Annotated in this window: 16 protein-coding genes; 5 read left to right on the forward strand and 11 right to left on the reverse strand. The window is 72.5% G+C overall.

The genetic code is table 11. The features are described 5' to 3' along the window. The coding region (locus AAH991_RS32610; protein WP_346229770.1) for a multicopper oxidase domain-containing protein at positions 1–435 on the forward strand (435 nt) is incomplete at its 5' end. A 274-nt stretch (positions 436–709) separates the two neighbouring features. On the opposite strand, the gene AAH991_RS32615 is transcribed toward AAH991_RS32610, so the two are convergent. After that, positions 710–1,888, reverse strand: coding sequence for an ROK family transcriptional regulator (locus AAH991_RS32615; RefSeq protein WP_346229771.1), 1,179 nt, complete (start codon positions 1,886–1,888; stop codon positions 710–712). A 231-nt stretch (positions 1,889–2,119) separates the two neighbouring features. On the opposite strand from AAH991_RS32615, the gene AAH991_RS32620 reads away from it, so the two are divergent. The 3 genes from AAH991_RS32620 to AAH991_RS32630 are packed head-to-tail and all read left to right on the forward strand — an operon-like array spanning position 2,120 to position 5,373. Further along, on the forward strand, positions 2,120–4,039 hold the full coding sequence (locus AAH991_RS32620; RefSeq protein ID WP_346229772.1) for an endonuclease/exonuclease/phosphatase family protein: 1,920 nt from the start codon (positions 2,120–2,122) through the stop codon (positions 4,037–4,039). Positions 4,040–4,088: 49 nt separating this feature from the next. Beyond that, on the forward strand, positions 4,089–4,553 hold the full coding sequence (locus AAH991_RS32625) for an RrF2 family transcriptional regulator (RefSeq protein ID WP_079311982.1): 465 nt from the start codon (positions 4,089–4,091) through the stop codon (positions 4,551–4,553). Between the two features lie 34 nt (positions 4,554–4,587). After that, complete coding sequence (locus AAH991_RS32630; protein WP_346229773.1) at positions 4,588–5,373, forward strand: DNA-formamidopyrimidine glycosylase family protein; 786 nt, start codon at positions 4,588–4,590, stop codon at positions 5,371–5,373. 315 nt (positions 5,374–5,688) lie between these two features. On the opposite strand, the gene AAH991_RS32635 is transcribed toward AAH991_RS32630, so the two are convergent. From AAH991_RS32635 to AAH991_RS32660, 6 genes are all read right to left on the reverse strand, one after another. Continuing rightward, positions 5,689–6,045, reverse strand: coding sequence for a helix-turn-helix domain-containing protein (locus tag AAH991_RS32635; protein WP_139576123.1), 357 nt, complete (start codon positions 6,043–6,045; stop codon positions 5,689–5,691). Positions 6,046–6,304: 259 nt separating this feature from the next. Then, complete coding sequence (locus tag AAH991_RS32640; RefSeq protein ID WP_346229774.1) at positions 6,305–6,793, reverse strand: CinA family protein; 489 nt, start codon at positions 6,791–6,793, stop codon at positions 6,305–6,307. Continuing rightward, the gene (gene pgsA / locus AAH991_RS32645) at positions 6,790–7,629 is read right to left on the reverse strand and encodes a CDP-diacylglycerol--glycerol-3-phosphate 3-phosphatidyltransferase (protein WP_346229775.1); all 840 of its coding nucleotides are present in this window, start codon (positions 7,627–7,629) and stop codon (positions 6,790–6,792) included. The genes AAH991_RS32640 and pgsA overlap by 4 nt, the downstream gene beginning before the upstream one ends. Continuing rightward, the gene (gene rimO, locus AAH991_RS32650) at positions 7,626–9,038 is read right to left on the reverse strand and encodes a 30S ribosomal protein S12 methylthiotransferase RimO (RefSeq protein WP_346229776.1); all 1,413 of its coding nucleotides are present in this window, start codon (positions 9,036–9,038) and stop codon (positions 7,626–7,628) included. Before rimO ends, pgsA begins: the two co-directional genes overlap by 4 nt. Positions 9,039–9,068: 30 nt before the next feature. Next, positions 9,069–9,788, reverse strand: a complete 720-nt coding sequence (locus AAH991_RS32655) for a helix-turn-helix domain-containing protein (RefSeq protein WP_346229777.1) — start codon at positions 9,786–9,788, stop codon at positions 9,069–9,071. 134 nt (positions 9,789–9,922) lie between these two features. Further along, positions 9,923–10,315, reverse strand: a complete 393-nt coding sequence (locus AAH991_RS32660) for a nuclear transport factor 2-like protein (RefSeq protein WP_346229778.1) — start codon at positions 10,313–10,315, stop codon at positions 9,923–9,925. An 82-nt stretch (positions 10,316–10,397) separates the two neighbouring features. Here AAH991_RS32660 and AAH991_RS32665 point away from each other — a divergent pair, with 82 nt between their 5' ends. Continuing rightward, on the forward strand, positions 10,398–10,919 hold the full coding sequence (locus tag AAH991_RS32665) for a winged helix-turn-helix transcriptional regulator (RefSeq protein ID WP_346229779.1): 522 nt from the start codon (positions 10,398–10,400) through the stop codon (positions 10,917–10,919). A gap of 15 nt (positions 10,920–10,934) precedes the next feature. On the opposite strand, the gene AAH991_RS32670 is transcribed toward AAH991_RS32665, so the two are convergent. The 4 genes from AAH991_RS32670 to AAH991_RS32685 all read right to left on the reverse strand — a co-directional run bounded on the left by AAH991_RS32670 (position 10,935) and on the right by AAH991_RS32685 (position 15,442). Next, the gene (locus tag AAH991_RS32670) at positions 10,935–13,478 is read right to left on the reverse strand and encodes a DNA translocase FtsK (protein ID WP_346229780.1); all 2,544 of its coding nucleotides are present in this window, start codon (positions 13,476–13,478) and stop codon (positions 10,935–10,937) included. An 84-nt stretch (positions 13,479–13,562) separates the two neighbouring features. Continuing rightward, positions 13,563–14,282, reverse strand: coding sequence for an alpha/beta fold hydrolase (locus AAH991_RS32675; RefSeq protein ID WP_346229781.1), 720 nt, complete (start codon positions 14,280–14,282; stop codon positions 13,563–13,565). 105 nt (positions 14,283–14,387) lie between these two features. After that, positions 14,388–15,149 (reverse strand): 4'-phosphopantetheinyl transferase family protein, encoded by a 762-nt coding sequence (locus AAH991_RS32680; RefSeq protein WP_346229782.1) that lies wholly within the window; start codon positions 15,147–15,149, stop codon positions 14,388–14,390. 23 nt (positions 15,150–15,172) lie between these two features. After that, the gene (locus AAH991_RS32685) at positions 15,173–15,442 is read right to left on the reverse strand and encodes a hypothetical protein (protein WP_346229783.1); all 270 of its coding nucleotides are present in this window, start codon (positions 15,440–15,442) and stop codon (positions 15,173–15,175) included. Positions 15,443–15,544: the final 102 nt, after the last annotated feature.

The following is a 15,544-nucleotide window of genomic DNA, read 5'->3' on the forward strand; positions in this document are numbered from 1 at the left end:
GTGAAGACCAACAACCTCACGCAGGCGCCCGACTTCACCGCCAAGCTCGGCGAGCGGGTGGAGTTCGTCGTGATCACTCACGGGAACTTTTTCCACACCTTCCACATCCACGGACACCGCTGGGCCGACAACCGCACCGGCCTGCTGCAAGGTCCGCAGGACCAGAGCCGGGTCATCGACACCAAAACCACGGGACCCGCCGAGTCGTTCGGCTTCCAGGTGATCGCCGGCGAGCGCGTCGGCCCCGGCATGTGGATGTACCACTGCCACGTGCAGAGCCACTCCGACATGGGGATGGCCGGCACGTTCTGGGTGACCGACGAGGACGGGCACGTGCCCGGCCACTCCATGGACGAGATGCAGGCTCACTCGACGAGCGGCACCCCGAGCCCCTCCGCGGGCGACATGCAGGGCCACTCCATGCACGGCATGTGACGGCGACGCCGTCGTACGTCCGAACCGAGGTTCCGGCGCCTGCCATGGCCGGGACGAACGACGCCGTGCGGGCGCGGAGAACATGCCTCGCCGACGGCCGCGGAGGCGAGATCGACCGGATGTCACCCGTCCGGATAGGACCTGCGGGCTCTCACCGCCGGTCCTATCCGGCGCTCCGCCGGTAGGCGGTGTCACCGGCATCGCCCTCGCGGGCCACGGGACATGACGGATCGCAGGCGCTGCGATCGCCGAGGCGTGGACGGGGAGACACTCCCTATGCCAGGAAGATCTCCTCGCGGGCCTGCTCGAGTGCGGCGAGCACGGCGCCGCGCAGCACCGGGTTGCCCTCCACCCCGCTCGTGACGACCTGCGGCGGAACGGGGCAGATGCGCGCGACCGCGTCCTCCACGCGGGCGGTCAGCGCCACTCCGCCGGCCCGGCAGACCTCACCGGCCAGCACCACGAGGCCGGGGTCGAGCACCACGCTCACCGACGCCACGCCGAGGGCGAGCCTGGAGGCGACCTCGTCGAGCAGCGGCTCGCCCGCGGCCCCGGCCGCGACGGCCGCGGTCACGCAGTCGGCGGCGGTGTCCCCGGCGAAGCCGTGCTGACGGGCCAGCTCGGTGACGGCCTCGGAGCTGACCAGCGACTGCAGGCCGCCTCCGAGCGACGGCAGGCGCCCGGGAACCGCCCTGACGTCGTCGGCGAGCGGCACCCCGGGCACCGGGAGATAGCCGATCTCCCCCGCGCTGCCCGACCTGCCGCGGTGCAGCCGCCCGCCCAGCACGACGGCGAGGCCGATGCCCCGGCCCACCCACACGAGCACGAAGTCGTCCGCCTCCCGGGCGGCGCCCTTCGCGCGTTCGGCGATCGCGGCGAGGTTGACGTCGTTCTCGATCGTGACGTCCCGGCGCAGGTCGCGCGCGAGCGCCTCGTGGATGCCCTCGTGCCACTGCGGCAGGTCGAAGGAGAACCGCACGTCCCCGGTGCGGGGATCCACGACGCCGGGCGTGCCGATCACGACGCCGCGCAGCCGCGACAGCGCCACCTTCGCGCTCCTGCAGGCCTTCACCACAGCCGTGTGCACGAGCGACACGGGGTCGTCCTGCCCCTCGGGAGAGGCCGTCACCTCGGCCACCACGTCGCCGTTGATGTCGGCGATCGCCGCCGACACCCGATCGGGGCCCACGTCGAGCCCGGCGACGTACGCGCAGGAGGCGATCACGCCGTACAACGCGGCGTTGGGACCCCGGTTGCCCGCCTGCTCCCCCACGACCTCCACCAGGCCGCGCTCCTCGAGACGTGCCAGCGTCTGGGACGCGGTGACCTTGGACAGGCCGGTGAGCTCGCCGATCTGGCCGCGCGTCAGGGGACCCGAGGCGAGCAGCAGTTCGAGGGCGGCCCGGTCGTTGATCTCCCGGAGCAGCCGGGGCACGCCAGGACGTCGCTCCATGCTCCTGCTTCCCATCGTCTGAGTCTCCGGCTCGCCGTCGTGCGCCTGCCCACGCCCCGCCGGTTCGCTCGGCCCCCGGTGGCGCTTCGACCATGTGCGCCCGTGAATGAACAACAAGGTTTCCAGCAAGCTTAGCGAGCCGGGGAGCGCGGGGAACGCCCCAGGTCGAACGTATTGGTAACGCTCCCACTGTTCATGAGGATGCCTCATATGAGGCTCGGAGGGAGCGCCATGACCGAGACGGCCCCGCAGACGCACGCCACGCCGCGCCGCGGACTGCCCGATCCCCGGTGGACGCCGGTCATGCTCGTGACCGGTGTCGTGCTGCTGTTCGACGTGGTGCGGGTGTTCCTGCCGTCCCTCATCACCCTGTACGGCAGGGCGGGCGAGACCGCCCCCGCGAGCATGGGGGCGTACGCCGCGCTGTGGTTCGTCCTGCCGTTCGCCGCCGTCCCCGCGGCGCGGCTCGCGTCGCCCCGGCTGGTCAGGGCGGCGGGCGCGGTGGCGCTCGCCGCGGCCCGGCTCGGCCTGCAGGCCGCCGACGGGGGGACGCCCCAGCTGCTGCTCGCCTCCGCCGGCGTCACGGCGGGCCTGGTCTTCCTGTACGGCTGCGCGCGGACGGCGGCGGGCACGTGGGTGCCGGCGGGGCTGACCGGCGGCCTGGCCGGCGCGTCGATCGTCCATCTGGCCCTCGACCGGATGGACCTCGTCTGGCGGGACGGGCCGCTGCCCTGGCTCGCCGTCGCCGCGCTCTGCGTCGTCTTCCTGTGGTCCGTACGGCTCTCGCCCGCGTCGCCCGCCCCCGCACCGGCGGCCGTGTGGTTCGCCTTCGGCCCGACGCTCCTGCTCGCGGGCCTGTACTGCGGCGGACCGGCCATGCTCGCGCAGGACACCGGACAGCACACCGCCCCCTTCACGGCCCTGTCGGTCACGCTCCAGGCCGTCGCGCTGTGCATGGCCGTCGTGTACGCCTGGACGACGTCGTGGGGCTGGACGGCGGGGCTCTTCCTGGTCGCCGGGGTGGCGGCCGCGGAGGCCGGCGTGCAGGGCCTCCCGGCCCTCGTGGCGACCGTCGCCCTCGGCGCCTGCGCCGGCGCCGCCGGGCTGCGCACGGCCGCCACCGCGGAGAGCGGGGGCGGACGCCAGGGCGTCGCGGTGCTGGGCGGGATGTTCGTGTTCCTGGTCGCGGCGTTCCTCTACTACGCGGCCTTCGACACCGACCTCGGGTTTCCCAACGCGCTGGTCCCGGTGGCGGTGGCCGCCCTGGTCGCCGCCGTCGCCACGCGGCGGGGCCGGCGGCACCGGTCCGCCCCCGCACGGCGGGCGCCACGCCGCTGGGGCTCGATCACCGTGTCACTGGCCCTGCTGACCGGCCTCCTCACCTGGCGGCCGCTCCCCGCCGAACGGCCGATCGGCGGGAACGAGTTCACGCTGGTGGCGTACAACATCCGGATGGGCTTCGGGCTGAGCGGGCGGCTCGACCTCGACCGCGTCGCCGCCTGGGCCGCGACACGGCGCCCCGACGTGGTGCTGCTCAGCGAGGTGGACCGGGGCTGGCTGCTGAACGGCGGGCACGACGACCTGGCGAGGATCGCCCGCGGCCTGGGCATGCGCTACTACTTCGCGCCCGCCGCGGACCGCCTCTGGGGCGACGCGCTGCTCACGAACCTCCCCGTCGCCGAGATCGGCTCGACCCGGCTGGGCCGGCACGGGTACCCGACCGGCGCACAGGCCCAGTCGATCGTGCTGGAGGTCGGCGACCACGAGGTGGGCATCGTGAACACCCACCTGCAGGAGCCGCGCGGGCAGGCGCCCGAGGTGGCGTCGATCGCCCGGCGGCTCGCCGCCGCCGCTCTCCCGCCCGGGGTCGGCGTGGCCGATCCGCGCCCGGTGATCGTGGCGGGAGACCTCAACACGACGCCGTCCGACCCCCGGATGCGCGTGCTGGAGGCCGCGGGCCTGTCCGACCCGCTGCGGGCCTTCGGCGACCCGCCGACCTCGCCCGCCGACGCTCCCGTGCGGCGCATCGACCACGTCCTGATCTCGGCGGGGATCACGGCGGTGGCCGCGGAGGCGCCCCGCGTGCCGTTCTCCGACCACCTCCCCGTCGTCGTACGGCTGCGTCTGGATCAGGCCCGCCCGGCGCCGTAATGGTGGGCGGGCGTCCTACCGAGGTCAACCAGGCGGGATAATCGACTACATGCGACTTTCTGCCCGTGTCGACTACGCCCTCCGTGCCGCCGCCGAACTCGCCGCGGCGGGTGAGGGACCCACCACGGTGGGCGAGCTGGCCAAGGAGCAGGAGATGCCCCCCAAATACCTGGAGAACATCCTGCTGCAGATGCGGCGCGCCGGGCTGGTGCGCGGTCAGCGGGGCCCAGAGGGGGGCTATGTCCTGGCACGGCCGGCCAGTCAGATCTCGCTCGCCGACGTCATCCGCGCGGTGGACGGACCACTGGCCAACGTGCGGGGCGAGCGGCCCGAGCACGTCGGCTACCAGGGCGCCGCGCAGGCGCTCCAGCAGGTGTGGATCGCGCTGCGGGCGAGCGAGCGGGCCATCCTCGAGGAGGTCACCCTGGAGCAGATCGCCAAGGGCGAGCTGCCGCCGCGGGTGACCGAGCTGGCCGCCGACCCGGCGGCGTGGGACTCGCACATGCCCGTGTGAGCCGCCCGTCCCCGATCCTCACGGGAGGAGAGCCGTGCCGGAGGGTGACGCCGTCTACCGGACCGCCAAGCGGCTCAGGCAGGCCCTCGACGGCCGGAGGCTGACCCGCAGCGACTTCCGGGTGCCCCGTTACGCCACCGCCGACCTGCGCGGCCGGACCGTGATGACGACGATCTCGCGCGGCAAGCACCTCCTGACCCGGGTGGAGGGCGGGCTCACCGTCCACACCCACCTGCGCATGGAGGGAAGCTGGCGGGTGGACCCGGCGGGCCGGCCCACACCCCGGGGGGACGTGGTCCGGCTGATCCTCGCCAACAGCGAGTGGCAGGCGGTCGGCACGCGGCTGGGGATGGTCGATCTCGTGCCCACCGACCGCGAGGAGCGGGTCGTCGGGCACCTCGGCCCGGACCTGCTCGGTTCGGACTGGGACGCCGCCCTGGCCGTACGGAACCTGCTGCGCGCCCCTGCGCGGACGATCGGGGAGGCGCTGCTCGACCAGCGCGACCTGGCGGGCATCGGGACGATCTGGCGGGCCGAGACGCTGTACGCCGCGCGGGTGTCGCCGTGGCGTCCGGTGGGGTCGATCCCGCAGGACGAGCTGGAGGCGCTGGTCTCGACCGCCCACCGCCTGATGGACGCGAGCAAGGACGCGCCGCTCCCGGTGACGACGGGCGACCCGCGCCCGGGGCGGTCGCTGCTCGTGTACGGCAGGGCGCGCCGCCCCTGCCGCCGCTGCGGCACGCCGATCGGCCGCGGGGAGATGGGACCTCAGCCGTCCGAGCGGCTGATCTACTGGTGCCCCGCCTGCCAGCGGGACTGACCGGCCCACGGCGCGGACCCCGAACACCGGGAAACGCCGACAACGGGACCGTGAACACTTGAGCCGCGAACACTGGGCCGCGGGCGGGGAGACATCGGGCCGGACGGACGCGGCCGGCGGAAACAATGCGACGGGGAACGGAAAAGGGCCTGCGTGGGCCAGGCACCCGCCCATGGGATCGGGACAGGCGCCCGGGTCCGGGACGATCCGGACTGCGAGCACGGGCCACGCCTTACCATCGGCCGACCCGGGCGGACCGGCCAGGCGAAGTTGCGGGGACGCCTCCGCCGGTGCGGCGGGGCGGAAACACGCCGCCTAGGCGGCGACCATGTCCTTGACCTCGGGGAAGCCCTCGAACTCCGGCCCCGCGGGCACGGTCTCGGGGATGGGCAGGCGCTCGTGCTCGGGCACTTCCGCAAGCACGGGGGCGGCCTGCAGCTCGGCCAGCGCGAACTGGTCGGACACCTCACGCAACACCTGGGACAGCGGGACCCCGAGCGCGCCACAGATCGAGGCGAGCAACTCGGAGGAGGCTTCCTTCTGACCGCGCTCGACCTCGGACAGGTAGCCGAGTGAGACACGCGCCAACGTGGAGACCTCGCGAAGGGTGCGATTCTGCCGCACCCTCAGCCGCCGCAGCACGTCACCGAGCAGCTGACGCAGCAGGATCATCTGTCGCTCCCTCCCCAGGGGGGGCGCCTTCACGACGCCTCGCGCGGTGGGCTCATGCCGCCCCTTCTTCATCTGCCCTTCGTACATACGCCTCGCCGTCATCATCGGTTCGCTCGGCCCCTTCGCCGGGCGTGTGCCTGTCTTGCTCCTCGCCGATGGCTCACGGACCTCACTCACAGCTCCACCGTACCTGTAGAGGGCGACACCGCGGCAGACCGAGGCGAGCATGTTCGCTGGGGACGTAACGCGGTAATCACCCTCAATGTTCCCCAAGATTTGCCTTCAGCACACCTTCCAGCAGCTTCAACGCCTCCTGACAAGTGGTGTTTCTGATCGAGTCCCTGTCCCCGGTCAAGCGCAGGTCGCGGTGCCAGATGCGCTCACCCGGTCCCGACAGCGCGATGTGGACCGTGCCGACCGGCTTGCCGTCCTGCGGGTCGGGGCCCGCGACCCCGGTCACCGCCAGGCCGTAGTCGGCGTCGGTGAGTTTCCGCACTCCGGCGGCCATGGCCGCGGCCACCTCGGGATGCACCGCCCCCTCCCTGTCGAGGAGGCCGGAGGGGACGTCGAGGAGGCTCGCCTTGAGGTCCGTGGCATAGGCGATCACCCCGCCCCGGAACGCGGCCGAGGCCCCCATCGGGCCGGTCATCGTGGCCCCGATCAGGCCGCCCGTGAGCGACTCCGCCACGGCGGCCGTCACGCCCTGCCGGACCAGCAGGGACAGCACCTCGCTCGCCAGGCCCATCATGAGGTCCGCGCGCTCCTCGCCACCTGCCGCAGCCGCACCGCCCGCACCACGTAGTCGGCCCCGGTCCCCACCGTGACCAGCAGGGCGAGGCCCATGACCGCCCACCTGACCAGGTCGGGCACGCCCGGCACGATGTAGAGGGCGATGGCCACGATCTGCAACACGGTCTTCACCTTGCCCCCGTAACTGGCCGGGATAACCCCGTGCCTGATCACGAGGAAGCGCAGCAGCGTCACCCCCGCCTCACGGGCGATGATCACCAGGGTGACCCACCACGGGATCTCGCCGAGGTAGGAGAGGCTGAGCAGGGCGGCGCCGATGAGCGCCTTGTCCGCGATCGGGTCGGCGATCTTGCCGAAGTCCGTGATCAACGCGTACTTCCTGGCGAGCCAGCCGTCGAGCTGGTCGGTGAGGGACGCGAGCAGGAAGACGCCGAGGGCCGCCAGGCGCCAGGCCTGCCCCTCGACGAACAGGAAGACGGTGAAGACGGGGACGATCGCCAGCCGGGCGATGGTCAGGGCGTTCGCGATGTTCCAGGTGCTGACACGGTGCGCCGGGGCCTCTCCGGCGACGCCCGCGGACGGCGGCTCCGGCGCGGTGCGGCCGTCGGCCCGCGGGCCTCCCGCCTGCTCCCCCGCGCCCGCCGGCCCGCCGACGGGCACGGCGTCAGGCTCCTGGGAAAGGCCGGACCCGGCCTGCGGGGCGGGCGCCGGGGTCGCCACCGGCGCGGCGGCGGGCACGGCGGGGGGCACGGCGGCGACCGGCGGCGCCGCGGGCTCAGGTGTCACCTCTCCCGGGCCCGCCACGTCCACCGGCGGCTCACCGCGCTCCGTCATGTGCCTGCCTTGATCCGGGCGATGAGGTCGACCCCCTCGGAGTCGACGGCGACCGCCTGGACGATCTGGCCGGGGACCAGGCCGATGCCCTGGACCGTGACCGCCCCGTCCACCTCGGGCCCCTGGTGCGCCGCACGGCCCTCGTAGCCGCCGTCGCCGAGGTCCTCCTCGATCAGGACCTCCAGCTCGGTGCCGATGCGCTCCTCGGCCCGCTGGGCGGTCAGCTCCTCGGCGAGCTCGGTCAGCGTCGCGACGCGCTCGTCGACCACGTCCTGGTCGAGCTTGCCCTCGAAGCCGTACGCCTCGGTGCCTTCTTCGTCGGAGTAGCCGAAGACGCCGATGACGTCCAGCCTGGCCTCCTCGAGGAAGCTCACCAGCTCGTCGAACTCCTCCTGGGTCTCCCCGGGGAACCCCACGATGAAGTTCGACCTGACGCCCGCCTCGGGCGCGCGGTCGCGGATCTGCGCGAGCAGGTCGAGGAACCTCTTCGGGTCGCCGAAGCGCCGCATCCGCCGCAGCACGGTGCCGCTCGCGTGCTGGAAGGACAGATCGAAGTAGGGCGCGATCCCCTCGGTGGAGGCGATCACGTCGAGCAGCCCGGGCCGCAGCTCGGCGGGCTGCAGGTAGCTGACGCGGACCCGCTCGATGCCCTCGGTCGCGGCCAGCGGGGGCAGCAGCTTCTCGAGGGCGCGCAGATCGCCCAGGTCCTTGCCGTACGACGTGGAGTTCTCGCTGACCAGCACGAGCTCCTTGACGCCCTGTCCGGCCAGCCAGGCGGCCTCGGCCAGCAGGTCCTCCGGCCGGCGCGAGACGTACGAGCCGCGGAAGGCCGGGATCGCGCAGAACGTGCAGCGCCGGTCGCAGCCCGACGCGAGCTTGAGGGACGCGACCGGGCCGCCGGTGAGCCGTTTGCGCAGCGTGCGCGGGCCGCTGGCGGGGGCCACGCCCGCCGGGAGCGCGTCGTCCTGGCCGTGGCCGGGGATGTGCGCCCGGGCGGCCGAGCGCTCCACGGGCGTGATCGGCAGGAGCGTGCGGCGGTCCCGGGGCGAGTGCGGGACCAGCGGCCTGCCCGCGAGCACGTCGTCGAGACGCTCCCCGATCTCCGCGTAGTCGTCGAAGGAGATGACGGTCGCCTCGGGCAGGGCGTCGGCGAGCTGCGCGCCGTATCGCTCGGCCATGCAGCCCGCCGCCACCACCTTCGCGCCCGAGTCGGCCGCGGCGAGCAGGGTGTCGATGGAGTCCTTCTTCGCCGAATCGATGAAGCCGCACGTGTTGACGACGACGACGTCGGGATCGTCGTCGCCGGTGTGCCAGCCGGCGGCCTCCAGGCGCGCGGCCAGCTCCTCGGAGTCGACCTCGTTGCGGGCGCAGCCCAGCGTGATCAGCGATACGGTTCGGCGAGAAGACATGATGCGAACTACGGTATCGGCAGTCGGCGATTAACGGGGACTCGGGCCGCCCGCCTCGAAGGTGCGGCGGATCATCTGGCCGTCCCTGCCCGGGGTTCCCAGGTCCCTTCCGTTGACCTCCAGGCGGACCGCCCCGGCGTCGCCGATGACCATCCGCACCTTGTCCTTGGCCGAATAGGTCGTGGTCTTCCCCTCGGGCAGCGTCCCCCGGAAGATCTCCTTGCCCTTGGCGTCCTTGACGTCGACGTAGGCCGGCTTGCGCGTGGTGACCTTCACCACGACGCGGCCGGGCCCGAAGGCCTCCTCGAGGGTCTTCCTGTCGTGGCCCTTCTCCTGCCGCTCGTGCGCGTGCGGCGCGGTCACCGGAAGCTGGGCGGCCGTCGGGCCCGCTTTCTCGCCGGAGCCTCCGAGCATCCGCGCGACGACGACGACCACGACGACGGCCAGGGCGACCGCGGCGGCCTTCGTCCAGCCGGGGGCCCTGCGGGCCCGCTCGCCCACGTCGCCCCTGAACACGGCCGACGCCCTGACCGGTGACGCGCCGTCGGCGTTCTCCTGCTCGTACTGCCGCAGGACCTCGTCCGGGTCCAGGCCGAGATCGGAGGCGATGGTCCGGATGTGCCCGCGCGCGTAGAAGTCACCCACCGAGAAGTCGTCCCGCTCGAAGCGTTCGATGACGGTCTCGCGGATCCGCGTGCGCTCGCCGAGCTGACGCACGGTCAGCCCGGCGCGCTCACGGGCTTCGGCCAAAACAGCACCTACGCTCATCGTTCCGCCCCCCTGTCTGCAAGCGCACCGTCGTCCAGCTCGCCCCACGATGCGTAGTTAGTCACATTCAATCAGTAACTGACTACGGAGGGTACCCATGGCGGGACTCGGAGCAACTACCCTGTCACCTCCATAGCGGTTTCGGGGGCGGGACGGGAGACGACGATCTCCAGACGGGAGATCCGCCCCGCGGCGTCGAGGTCGAAGCGATAGTCGAGGTCCACGGGACTGCCCGGGAACGCGCCCTCCAGCCTGCACGTCACGACCGTACGGCCGGCCACGGCGTCCACGGTGCGGGCGGACAGCGGTGTCGTGGTGTAGGTGTACCGGCCCGCGACACGGTCGAGCCACCCCCTGATGTCCTCCGTGCCCCGGTAGTCGCGCCCGTCGTCGACGACGTGCGCGGTCTCGGCGAAGCACACCACGGCGGCGGCGCGGTCGCCGGCGGCGGTCAGGCTCAGATAGGCGCGCACGGCGTCGGGGCATCCGGCGAGCGGCGAGTTCGTCATGGCGGGCTCCTACGAGTGACTTCGGTCTTAGCAGTTACCAGTAACTGCTAACATAGCAGTCAATCGACCGAAGGGGATGGACATGGTCAGCAAGATCCGGCTTGAAGATCGTGAGTGTCCCCTGTCCGCGACGATGGGCGTCGTGGGCGAGTGGTGGACCGTGCTGATCCTGCACGACTGCTTCGACGGGTACACCCGCTTCGACGAGTTCCAGGCCAACATCGGCCTGTCGTCGAGCATGCTCACCACGCGCCTGAAGAGCCTCGTCGATCGCGGCATCCTGGAGCGCAGGCCCTACCAGGAACGGCCGGTCCGGTACGAGTACGTGCTCACCGACCTCGGGCGGTCGCTGCGGCCGGTGCTCGTCGCGCTCGCGGCCTGGCGGAACGCGCAGCTGGCCCCGGAAGAGCGGGCGATGATCCTCGTGGACGCGCGGACCGGCCGGGAGGCCGAGCCCGTGGTCGTCGACGCCCACACGGGCGAGCGCGTCGACGGTCCCGGCCATGTCTTCGCCGCCGGGCCCGCCGCCGGGCCGCTCATGCGGCAGCGGTACGAGGGCGTGGCGCGCCGGCCGGCCCCCGCGCCGGGGGCCGGACCGGCCTGACAGCGGGCGGCGGCCTTACGACTCCCCGCGCAGCTCGGCGAGCAGGCCGGGCAGCTCGTCGGGCTTGACCAGCACCTCCCTGGCCTTGGACCCCTCGCTCGGGCCGACCACGTTGCGGCTCTCCAGCAGGTCCATCAGGCGGCCTGCCTTGGCGAAGCCGACCCGCAGCTTGCGCTGGAGCATGGACGTGGAGCCGAACTGGGTCGACACGATCAGCTCGGCCGCCTGGACCAGCAGGTCGAGGTCGTCGCCGATCTCCTCGTCGATCTCCCGCTTCGCGGCGGCGGGCGCGGCGACGTCCTCCCGGTACTCGGCCTGCATCTGGGCCTTGCAGTGGGTGACGACCTCCGCGATCTCCTTCTCGGAGATGAAGGCGTTCTGCAGCCGCATCGGCTTGCTCGCGCCCATCGGCAGGAACAGCGCGTCGCCCTGCCCGACGAGCTTCTCGGCGCCGGGCTGGTCGAGGATGACCCGCGAGTCGGCGAGCGAGGAGGTCGCGAACGCCAGCCGCGAGGGCACGTTCGCCTTGATCAACCCGGTGACGACGTCCACGGACGGCCGCTGGGTGGCGATGACCAGGTGGATGCCGGCGGCACGGGCCAGCTGCGTGATGCGGACGATCGAGTCCTCCACGTCGCGCGGCGCCACCATCATCAGGTCGGCCAGCTCGTCCACGATCACCAGCAGATAGGGGTACGGCTGGTAGACGCGCTCGCTGCCCGGCGGCGGCACCAGCTTGCCCGCGCGCACGGCCTTGTTGAAGTCGTCCACGTGCCGGAAGCCGCTGGCCGCGAGGTCGTCGTACCTCCGGTCCATCTCGCCCACCACCCATTCGAGGGCCTCGGCGGCCTTCTTCGGGTTGGTGATGATGGGCGTGATGAGGTGCGGGATGCCCTCGTACGCGCTGAGCTCCACCCGTTTGGGGTCGACCAGCACCATGCGGACCTCGTCGGGCGTGGCCCGCAGCAGGATCGAGGAGATCAGCCCGTTGATGCACGTCGACTTTCCCGCGCCGGTGGCGCCCGCGATGAGGATGTGCGGCATCTTGGCCAGGTTGGCCACGATGGTGCGGCCCTCGACGTCCTTGCCGAGCCCGACGATCATCGGGTGGTGGTCGGCCTGGGCCACCTGCGAGCGCAGCACGTCGCCGAGGGACACGAGGTCCTTGTCGACGTTGGGGATCTCCACGCCGATCGCCGACTTGCCGGGGATCGGCGACAGGATCCGCACGTCGGCGGACTTGACGGCGTAGGCGATGTTCTTGGTGAGCGCGGTGACCTTCTCGACCTTGACGGCCGGGCCCAGCTCGATCTCGTACCGGGTCACCGTCGGGCCCCGGGTGAACCCGACGACCTGCGCGTCGATGGAGAACTGCTCCAGCACGCTGGTCAGCGCGTTCACGACCGTCCGGTTGGCCTTGGTCTCCTGCTTGGGGGCGCTGCCCGGCCGCAGCATCGCCAGGTCCGGCAGCGTGTAGGGCCCCTCCTGGCTGGACAGGACGAGCTGCTCCACCTTGCGCGGCGCGGGCGTCGGCAGCGGAGGCTGCGGCGCCGGCTTGGGGAGCCGCATCTCCGGCTCGGTCGGCTCGGCCGACTCCGTGACCTCGTCCACCAGGCCGGGGACGATCTCCGGTGCGTGGTCCTTCTCCGCCAGCACGGGCGTGTCGTACGGCTTGACGCCGTCGCCGCCCTCGACCGCGTCGCGCCCGCCGCCCTGCTGCTTGCGCGTGCGCTTCCTGGCCGGCGCCGGGCCCTTGCGGGGCTCCCCGGTCTCCTCCGGCCGCTGGAAGAGCATGTGCTGGATCTCGGCGAGGCGCTCGGGGATGCGGTGGACCGGCGTCGCGGTGATCACCAGCAGGCCGAAGCCGGACAGCATCAGCAGCAGCGGGATCGTGATGAACGCCGGCAGGATGCTCGACGGCGGAGCCGAGACGATGAAACCGATCATGCCGCCCGCCGCCGACACGTTGTCCATGCCGTCCTCGGGCCCGCCCGAGGGGTACGGCGTGCCGTGCGCGACGTGCACGATACCGAGGATCCCGGCCAGCAGCGCGGTCCAGCCGATGCCCATCCTGCCGGTCTCGGCGTTCTGGTCGGGGTGGCGCAGCAGCCGCCAGGCGAGCAGCGCGAGCAGCACGGGCACCCCCCAGGCGAGCGCCCCCACCGTCCCGCGCACCACGGCGTCGACGAAGGCGGCGAAACCCGTCTTGGTGTCCCGCCAGGTCAGGGCGGCGAGCACGATGGCGCCCGCGAGCACCGACAGGCCCTGCCCGTCGCGGCGGTGCACGGGATCGAGGTCGCGGGCGCCCTGGCCGAGCCCCCGCGCGGCCTTGCCGACGCCGTTCGCCACCAGCATCCACATGCTGATGAAGATCTTGCCGATGATGAGGAAGAACCAGCTGACCGGGTCCTGGCCGGTGGCGACCGGCCGCTTGGGCGCGGGCCTGGGCGCGGCCCTGCCTCGGGAACCCGCCGGGGATCGCTTCGGGGAAGCCGTACGGGATCCGGAGCGCGACGCGGGGCGCTTGCCGGACCCCTGTCCGGACGTACGGGTGGCCATGATGCCGAAGTTACCCCGGATGAGGGCGATTACCGGGGCGGCGCGCCGGACGGGGGCCGGACGGGGAGCCGGGTGCCGGGCCGGTCACCGGTCGGCGGCGACCCGGTGCAGCAGCCCCGCGAGCCGTCCGGGCGTCGAGATCATCGGCCAGTGCCCGGTGTCGAGGGTCTCGAACCGCCAGTTCGGCAGGCCGCGCATGGCGCGCACGTCCTCGGAGACGCTGCCGTCGAAGTGTTCCTTGGCGCACACGACGTAAGTCGCCCGCTGGTGCGCCAGCGGCCGGGTCAGCACGGCGGGCTCGGCGATGGTGCGCCCCGGGTGACCGACGAAACGCTCGGTCAGCCGGCGCGCCTGCCGCAGCGACAGTCCCTGGCCCTCCGCCACGATCTGGGCGTCGGGCGCCGGCCAGCGCCCGTTGTTGTCCGCGATGAGCCGCAGTTCCGCGGCGTGCTGGCGCTCCGGGAAGGCGTGCAGCATCGACTTGCCGTCGTGCGGCAGGAACCCCTCGACGAACACCGTCTGCGCCACCCGGTCGAACGCCCGGTCGGCCACCTGGCCGGCCACGATGCCCGAGTAGCTGTGGCCCACGACGATCACGTCGTGGAGGTCCCGGGCCTCCAGGAGCGACAGGACGGTCTCGACGTGCGTCTCCAGGCCGACGTTCGAGACGTCCGTGTCCGCGCTCGACAGGCCGGGCAGCGTGACGGGAAGGGCGTGGTGGCCGAGGCCGCGCAGGCGCCGCGCCACCGGCTCCCACGCCCACGCCCCCATCCAGGGACCGGGGATCAGAACGAAGGTCTTCACGGTGACTCATATCCTCTTCTTCTCGCACGACTGCTTCTCATGCCGCCGGTCCTCATGCGGCTCTCATGGGGCGGGCCCTTCACGGGGCCCGTTGTCATGCCGTTGTCACGCGGCCGCGGGCAGCGGGACGACGGACAGCTGCTCGCGGCGGACCTGGCGCGTCTCCACGACCTCGACGTCGCGGTCCCCGGTGAGCAGGGCGACGACTCCGAGGTATCCGGGACCGGGGTCGAGCCGGTGGATGCGCACCGTCTCGGGAGGGATGTCCAGCGGCCAGCGCAGCAGCGTCGGGGGGTCCCCCGTGAGGTCGAACTCGACGAGGTCCGGCGAGATGCGCAGGCCGTGCCCGGTGGCCTTGAGCGCCGCCTCCTTACACACCCAAATGCGGACGAAAGCCTCGTACTGCTCGTGCTCCGGCAGGGCCAGCACGACATCCCGCTCGCGCGGGGTGAGCGCGCACTGCACCAGGTCCTCCACCGAGCCCGCGGGCACCAGCTCCTCCACGTCGACCCCGAGGGGCGCCTCCGAGGTCAGGGCCACCGCGACGCGGTCCCCGGAGTGGGAGACGGAAGCGTGCAGGACGGTCCCGCCCGCCCGGATGCTCGGCCGGCCGTGGTGCTTGTCGCAGTCCGGGCACGTCCGGTCGACCACCACGTTCCCCGGGCTGATGCCGAGCCGGGCCCCCGCCGCCAGCCGCAGCAGGCGGGCGCCGGTCAGGAACCGGCGGCGGTCCTGGTCGCGCCGGAAACGCGCGGCCCGCTCCAGCTCGGCGACGCTGAGCGGCTCGGTCAGGGTGTCGATCGTCTCGTGCCGCGGATCGGCCCACCACACGTGACACTCGCCCGTACGCAAGACGGAGACAACCATCGAATCTTCTCCTCTCGTAGCCGTTACTCCGGAAGGCCGGCCGCCACGGGGCGGCAGGCCACCAGTTCCAGATGACTGAGCTCCGAACTGGCGAGGGCCCGCTCCACCTCGGCGTGGACCTCCTCGCTCGTCGTCTCCTCGCCGGCGCGGATCCGGATGACGATCTCGCCGGCCACCTGACTCAGATCCTTTTGCCATTGCCGCGGCAGTAGAGCCAGCACCCGGATTCCGTCGACCGGTGAAGTCGGCGCGGACCACGGTGCGCTCCGCCGCATCGTCAGTTGATAGAGCATGACCTACGAACCTTCTCTCGCCTCCAGCCGCTCTGACCTGCGATCCTCACACCATCACTGTGCTCCGGGGGACCGCCGGTTACCAGGCTCGGGGAAGGCAGC

The organism is Microbispora sp. ZYX-F-249, from assembly GCF_039649665.1.
GTDB classification, from domain to species: domain Bacteria; phylum Actinomycetota; class Actinomycetes; order Streptosporangiales; family Streptosporangiaceae; genus Microbispora; species Microbispora maris.

Excerpts from the sequence above, each read along its gene's own strand:
- AAH991_RS32660 (WP_346229778.1), bottom strand. The coding sequence starts at position 10,315 with ATGACGAACTCGCCGCTCGCCGGATGCCCCGACGCCGTGCGCGCCTAT.
- AAH991_RS32640 (WP_346229774.1), bottom strand. The coding sequence starts at position 6,793 with ATGATGGGCCTGGCGAGCGAGGTGCTGTCCCTGCTGGTCCGGCAGGGC.
- AAH991_RS32635 (WP_139576123.1), bottom strand. The coding sequence starts at position 6,045 with ATGATCCTGCTGCGTCAGCTGCTCGGTGACGTGCTGCGGCGGCTGAGG.
- AAH991_RS32670 (WP_346229780.1), bottom strand. The coding sequence starts at position 13,478 with ATGGCCACCCGTACGTCCGGACAGGGGTCCGGCAAGCGCCCCGCGTCG.
- AAH991_RS32685 (WP_346229783.1), bottom strand. The coding sequence starts at position 15,442 with ATGCTCTATCAACTGACGATGCGGCGGAGCGCACCGTGGTCCGCGCCG.
- AAH991_RS32625 (WP_079311982.1), top strand. The coding sequence starts at position 4,089 with ATGCGACTTTCTGCCCGTGTCGACTACGCCCTCCGTGCCGCCGCCGAA.
- AAH991_RS32665 (WP_346229779.1), top strand. The coding sequence starts at position 10,398 with ATGGTCAGCAAGATCCGGCTTGAAGATCGTGAGTGTCCCCTGTCCGCG.
- rimO (WP_346229776.1), bottom strand. The coding sequence starts at position 9,038 with ATGTCTTCTCGCCGAACCGTATCGCTGATCACGCTGGGCTGCGCCCGC.
- AAH991_RS32680 (WP_346229782.1), bottom strand. The coding sequence starts at position 15,149 with ATGGTTGTCTCCGTCTTGCGTACGGGCGAGTGTCACGTGTGGTGGGCC.
- pgsA (WP_346229775.1), bottom strand. The coding sequence starts at position 7,629 with ATGACGGAGCGCGGTGAGCCGCCGGTGGACGTGGCGGGCCCGGGAGAG.
- AAH991_RS32615 (WP_346229771.1), bottom strand. The coding sequence starts at position 1,888 with ATGGAGCGACGTCCTGGCGTGCCCCGGCTGCTCCGGGAGATCAACGAC.
- AAH991_RS32620 (WP_346229772.1), top strand. The coding sequence starts at position 2,120 with ATGACCGAGACGGCCCCGCAGACGCACGCCACGCCGCGCCGCGGACTG.